Origin of the sequence: Polaromonas sp., assembly GCF_012927415.1 — a bacterium.
Classification (GTDB): domain Bacteria; phylum Pseudomonadota; class Gammaproteobacteria; order Burkholderiales; family Burkholderiaceae_C; genus Polaromonas.
Window position 1 is genome coordinate 1 of record NZ_JABBPF010000164.1, and the last position, 5634, is coordinate 5634.

The window sequence follows — 5634 nt, forward strand, 5'->3', positions numbered from 1 at the left end:
TTCCATGCCCCAGATCGCGACGAGGACCTCTGTCGGGACGCCGTATCGCGCTGCAATGGTGTCGACTTCGGGGCGCAGTTGCAGCAGCTTGTCCTGGCCACGGTCGATTCGCTGCGTCGACAGCGCGCCGTCGAGGTAGTCCCATACAGTGCGGGTGAACTCGGGCCGCGCCCGATTCGATTCAATGACGCGTGGGACGAGGCGGACGTTGTCGAATGCGATTTTGAGCGTTGCCTCGTCGATGCCGGCTGCGCGTGCGATGGTGCTGAACTCGGTCACCCAGCGGGCAAACTTCTGGCTGTGTTCGACCTCGTCGGATACGGCTGGGGTCGGGCTGGCGCCGACCGTCGATGGAGCCGGCGCCTTGGTTTGGACCGATGGTGCGGAGGCGCAACCCGCAACCGCGAAGATCGCCAGCAACGCGTGAACAAGCCAGCAGCGCGCTGACGCTGGAAAACGGGATGGTGTTTGCATTCGTTCCATTCTCGTCGTTCCTGGAACCAGGGTGATCTGACGCCCTCGGTACCGATGACGCTGCACTGCACGCGCTCGTCGAATACAGGTGTTGTCCGCCGACACCAATTTGATCAGGGGCTGCCGATTTTGACTGACCAGGGACATCTGCTCGGCAACCCGCAATCACTTTGGGGGCGTTCGTGATTTACAGAGTGATCACTGATTTTCGGCAGCCCTGATCAAACTGCCCTCCGCATCAACACAGTGACGGGGCAAATAGTACGGAAAACAGATATGTGTTTTCCGTACTATTTCCGTACAGGTATAAAAAAAGACTTGGCCGTAAAGCTAAGTCCTTGATTTCATTGAATTTATTGGTGGGCGGTGCAAGTTTCGAACTTGCGACCCCTGCAGTGTGAATGCAGTGCTCTACCCCTGAGCTAACCGCCCTTTCGATAAGCCTTTTATTATAGGCTGCTTTTCAAGCTACTTTTTCGATCGCGCCAGTTGCAGTTCGCCAAACTGTCTGGCCTTTGCTGGCTTTGTCCATGCCGGCCAGCAATTTTTCATGCTCAGCTATTTCCTGATCATTGGCTGCCAACACCGGCAGTTCAAACGTATTCAAATCTACAACGGGGGCGTGCTCGCCCTGCTGACTACTGTCGCCCACCTCCATCATCAGGCTGTTCTGCCCCCGTGTAAGGTTGATGTAGACATCAGCCAGCAACTCGGCATCTAGCAAGGCTCCATGCAGCGTGCGGCCGGAATTGTCAACCTCCAGGCGATCACAGAGAGCATCCAGTGAATTGCGCTTGCCAGGAAACACTTCCTTAGCCATCATCAAGGTGTCAGTCACCTTCGCCACGCAGTACCTGAGCGGCTGGCCACCCATGAGTTCGAGTTCCTTGTTGAGGAAACTTATGTCAAATGGCGCGTTGTGGATGATGACTTCAGCGTCCTGCAGATATTCGAGCAGTTCAGCCGCCACCGCGGAAAATTTGGGTTTGTCCTTTAAGAATTCGTTGCTGATGCCGTGAACCTTGAGCGCATCCACATGACTATCGCGTTCAGGATTCAAATAAAAATGCCTGTTGTTGCCAGTGAGCTTTCGCCTCACCAGTTCAACACAGCCAATTTCGATGATGCGGTCGCCGTTTTCAGCGGAGAGACCCGTAGTTTCTGTGTCTAGTACGATTTGGCGCATGCCCCGGATTATCGCTCTGAGAGAGAGCCTGTCGGCGGGAAAGAGATGCGCAAAAGGATCAGCACCTTGCCAGCACGCTCGAGCGTTGCGTACAGGCCCGGAAACCGCGACATATGTCAGTGGTTTTCTTTTGCATGGTTGATGGAATACTTGGGTATTTCCACCGTTACATCGCCCTGAGCCAGCAATGCCTGACAGCTCAAGCGCGAATTGGGCTCCAGGCCCCAGGCGCGGTCCAGCAGGTCTTCTTCGCTTTCGTCGAGCTCATTCAGCGAATTGAAACCCTCCCGTACGATGACATGGCAAGTCGTGCATGCGCAGCTCATGTCACAGGCGTGCTCGATATTGATCTTGTTGTCGAGCATGGCCTCACATATGGACGTTCCCGCTGGCGCCGAAATCTCAGCGCCTTCAGGGCAGTAGTCGGGGTGAGGCAGTATTTTAATGATGGGCATGGTGTCAATCGTGCGTGATGGATTGGGCAGCAGAGTTTCAGACCGACTCGATGTTTTTTCCGGCCAGGGCTTTCTGGATGCCCCGGTTCATGCGCTGCGCGGCGAAAGCCTCAGTGCCTTTGGCCAATGCCTGCGTGGCCGTTTCAATTGCGGCGGCATTGCCTTGCGCGCGGGCGTCGGCAACACCTGCCATGAGGACATCAATCTGCATCAGTTCGCCGGAGTCGAGCAGGTCCGCGTCGGCTGCCAGGGCGCTCTTTGTGGCAAGAATCATGCGGTCAGCATCCACCTGCGCCTCGGCGAGCGTACGCGCCTGCATGTCTTGCTGAGCGGTTGAAAAGCTATCCTGCAACATGCGGGCAATCTTCTCGTCCGACAGGCCATACGACGGCTTGACGTCAATACGCGCTTCGACGCCGCTTACCTGCTCCCTGGCACTGACGCTGAGCAGGCCGTCAGCGTCCACCGTGAAGGTCACGCGGATGCGCGCAGCGCCTGCGACCATGGGCGGGATACCGCACAACTCAAAACGGGCCAGGCTGCGGCAGTCAGCCACCAGATCACGCTCACCCTGCACCACGTGCAGGGCCAGTGCAGTCTGCCCATCCTGATAAGTGGTGAAGTCCTGCGCCATGGCCGTGGGAATGGTCTGGTTGCGCGGCACAATGCGCTCCACCAGCCCGCCCATCGTTTCAATGCCGAGCGAGAGCGGAATCACGTCGAGCAGGAGTAAATCTTCACCCGTACTGTTGCCCGCCAACTGGTTGGCGGAAATCGCCGCGCCGAGCGCCACCACTTCGTCAGGATTGAGATTGGTCAGGGGCTCGCGGCCAAAAAAACTGGCCACCGCCTTGCGTACCTGCGGGATGCGCGTCGATCCACCTACCAGCACCACCCCCTGTATGTCTTCTTTGCCCAGACTCGCGTCACGCAAAACTTTGCGAACCGCTGCGAGAGTGCGTTGCGTGAGGTGGGCACAAGCCGTCTCAAAATCTTCTGCCTTCATCTCGAAATTGACCGACGCCTTGGCCAGCTGCACGGAAAATGGCACCGATGGCGCCGCCGACAAGCCCTCCTTGCAGGCCCGCGCCATCCGCTGCAAGGCTGCTTTGTCGGACGCTGTCAATGTATCCGCCGCCAGCCCGGCTTTGACCAGGGCCCACTCAACCAGCGCGCGGTCGTAGTCGTCACCACCGAGTGCGGAGTCGCCGCCAGTGGAGATCACTTCAAACACACCTTGCGACAAGCGAAGGATGGAAATGTCAAAGGTGCCGCCACCCAGGTCGTAGACGGCATAAACGCCTTCACTCGCATTGTCCAAGCCGTAGGCAATCGCCGCTGCAGTCGGCTCGTTGATGAGGCGCAGCACATTGAGCCCGGCCAATTTCGCCGCATCCTTGGTCGCCTGGCGCTGGGCGTCGTCAAAATACGCGGGCACGGTAATCACGGCGCCGTAAATGTCGTCATCAAAGCTGTCTTCGGCGCGCTGACGCAATGCAGCCAGGATTTCAGCACTGACCTCGACCGGGCTTTTTTCGCCGGCGACGGTTTGCAGCGTAACCATGCCAGGCTTGTCGTTGAACTGATACGGGAACTGTGCACGATTGCCGATGTCATCAATGCCCCGGCCCATCAGGCGTTTGACCGAGGAAATGGTATTGCACGGGTCTTCCACCTGGGCCGCCAGGGCTTCAAAACCAATCTGCCGGTGGTCGGCATCCAAATAACGCACCACGCTGGGCATAAGCACACGCCCCTGCGCGTCGGGAAGGCATTCAGACGCACCATTGCGCACACTTGCCACCAGCGAATTCGTGGTGCCCAGATCAACGCCGACCGCGATGCGTCGCTGGTGGGGATCCGGCGTTTGGCCGGGTTCGGATATTTGCAGGAGTGCCATGGCGCTTTTCTATTCTTTGCTGTGCTTTTTGTAATACTTTATTGTCCCAGCTGGTCGATGCGGGCATCGACCTCGCTGGCAAAGCGCTCGATAAACATAAGGCTTCTGACCTGCTGGGCCGCTGCCAGAAAGTCCCGATTGCCATCCAGCATTTGCTCTACTTTTGAGAGCTGCTTAAGCCCGTTGCACTTGGACTGCAAGGCCAATTCTTCTAGATCCTTAACCGTTTTAGCCTCGTCAAGGGCTTCACGCCACTCCATTTGCTGCATCAGGAAATCCGCCGGCATGGCGGTGTTGTCCTCCGCATTGATGGGCGCGCCGTTCAATTCGCACAAATAGCTGGCACGCTTCAAAGGATTTTTAAGCCGTTGATAGGCCTCATTGATGCGCACCGACCATTGCATGGCCACGCGCTGCGCTGCAGCGCCCTGGGCGGCAAATTTGTCGGGATGCGCTTCGCGCTGCAATTCTTTCCAGCGTGCATCAAGCTGCGCTCTGTCCTGCGAAAACTGCATGGGAATGCCGAAAAGCTCGAAGTCGGTTGATTGAAGATTCATGTCAGGAAAAAACCGCCAGCACAGGCTGTGAGGGCGGCTTCGGGAGAAGATGGCGCACTATGACGCGAGATGGCAAGCGTTCGCTAGTTTCGTCGTTCAAACCCGAAAGCTCTCACCACACCCGCACCGGTCCCGCTCATTCGGATTGATGAACTTGAAACCTTCGTTCAGGCCTTCGCGTACAAAGTCGAGCTTTGTCCCGTCGATATAAGCCATGCTTTTGGGATCAACCAGCACCTTGACGCCATTATCTTCAAACACCACGTCTTCAGGTGCGATTTCATCGGCATATTCGAGCTTGTAGGCCAAGCCGGAACAACCTGTGGTCTTGACGCCCAAACGCACGCCCACGCCCTTGCCGCGCTTGACGATGTAGCGGGTCACGTGGCGGGCAGCAGCGTCGGTGAGGGTAACGGACATTTAGATTGCTCAGAAATTAAACGAGTTGATCAATGGGCAGCTTCGGTGCGTTTTTGCTTGTAATCGTTCACAGCAGCCTTGATGGCGTCTTCCGCCAGGATGGAGCAATGAATTTTGACAGGCGGCAACGCGAGTTCCTCGGCGATGGCGCTGTTTTTGATGCTGGCGGCTTCATCCAGAGTTTTGCCCTTGACCCACTCGGTAATGAGTGAGCTGGAGGCAATGGCCGAACCGCAACCATAGGTTTTAAAACGCGCATCTTCGATCACACCCGTGACAGGGTTGACCTTGATTTGCAGCTTCATCACGTCGCCGCAAGCCGGTGCACCGACCATGCCTGTACCCACGGTTTCGTCACCCTTGTCAAAAGAGCCTACGTTGCGTGGATTTTCGTAGTGGTCTACCACTTTTTCACTGTATGCCATGATTAACTCCTGATTTTTAGATACCGGGAAAATGACTTCTGGACTTCCAAAAGTTCATCTGGAGGCCTGTTTGACTAGTGTGCTGCCCACTGGATGGTGGACAAGTCCACGCCATCCTTGAACATTTCCCATAAAGGTGACAATTCACGCAGCTTGGCCACGTTTTCCTTGATGGTGGCAACCGCGTAGTCAATTTCTCCTTCGGTCGTCCACCGGC

General features: G+C 56.7%; 7 protein-coding genes, 1 tRNA gene and 1 pseudogene. All 9 read right to left on the reverse strand.

Translation table 11 applies throughout. From position 1 onward, the window contains the following. Positions 1–474: lytic murein transglycosylase (locus tag HHJ19_RS13930; RefSeq protein WP_296908379.1), on the reverse strand; the 474-nt coding region annotated here is incomplete at its 3' end. 357 nt (positions 475–831) lie between these two features. Then, positions 832–906 (reverse strand) — tRNA-Val (locus HHJ19_RS13935). A 31-nt stretch (positions 907–937) separates the two neighbouring features. After that, positions 938–1660 carry a DNA polymerase III subunit epsilon gene (dnaQ, locus tag HHJ19_RS13940; protein WP_296908381.1) on the reverse strand — a complete coding sequence of 241 codons (723 nt, stop codon included), beginning with the start codon at positions 1658–1660 and terminating at the stop codon, positions 938–940. A gap of 116 nt (positions 1661–1776) precedes the next feature. Further along, complete coding sequence (fdx, locus tag HHJ19_RS13945) at positions 1777–2115, reverse strand: ISC system 2Fe-2S type ferredoxin (RefSeq protein ID WP_296908383.1); 339 nt, start codon at positions 2113–2115, stop codon at positions 1777–1779. A 37-nt stretch (positions 2116–2152) separates the two neighbouring features. Next, positions 2153–4015 carry a Fe-S protein assembly chaperone HscA gene (gene hscA / locus HHJ19_RS13950; protein WP_296908385.1) on the reverse strand — a complete coding sequence of 621 codons (1863 nt, stop codon included), beginning with the start codon at positions 4013–4015 and terminating at the stop codon, positions 2153–2155. Between the two features lie 38 nt (positions 4016–4053). Next, positions 4054–4572 carry a Fe-S protein assembly co-chaperone HscB gene (hscB, locus tag HHJ19_RS13955; protein WP_296908387.1) on the reverse strand — a complete coding sequence of 173 codons (519 nt, stop codon included), beginning with the start codon at positions 4570–4572 and terminating at the stop codon, positions 4054–4056. A gap of 96 nt (positions 4573–4668) precedes the next feature. Then, on the reverse strand, positions 4669–4992 hold the full coding sequence (iscA, locus tag HHJ19_RS13960; RefSeq protein WP_296908389.1) for an iron-sulfur cluster assembly protein IscA: 324 nt from the start codon (positions 4990–4992) through the stop codon (positions 4669–4671). 29 nt (positions 4993–5021) lie between these two features. Further along, a complete protein-coding gene (iscU, locus tag HHJ19_RS13965) occupies positions 5022–5417 on the reverse strand; it encodes a Fe-S cluster assembly scaffold IscU (protein WP_296908391.1) in 396 nt (131 codons plus the stop codon). A 74-nt stretch (positions 5418–5491) separates the two neighbouring features. Continuing rightward, positions 5492–5634, reverse strand: a pseudogene (locus HHJ19_RS13970) (IscS subfamily cysteine desulfurase); the annotation flags it as partial.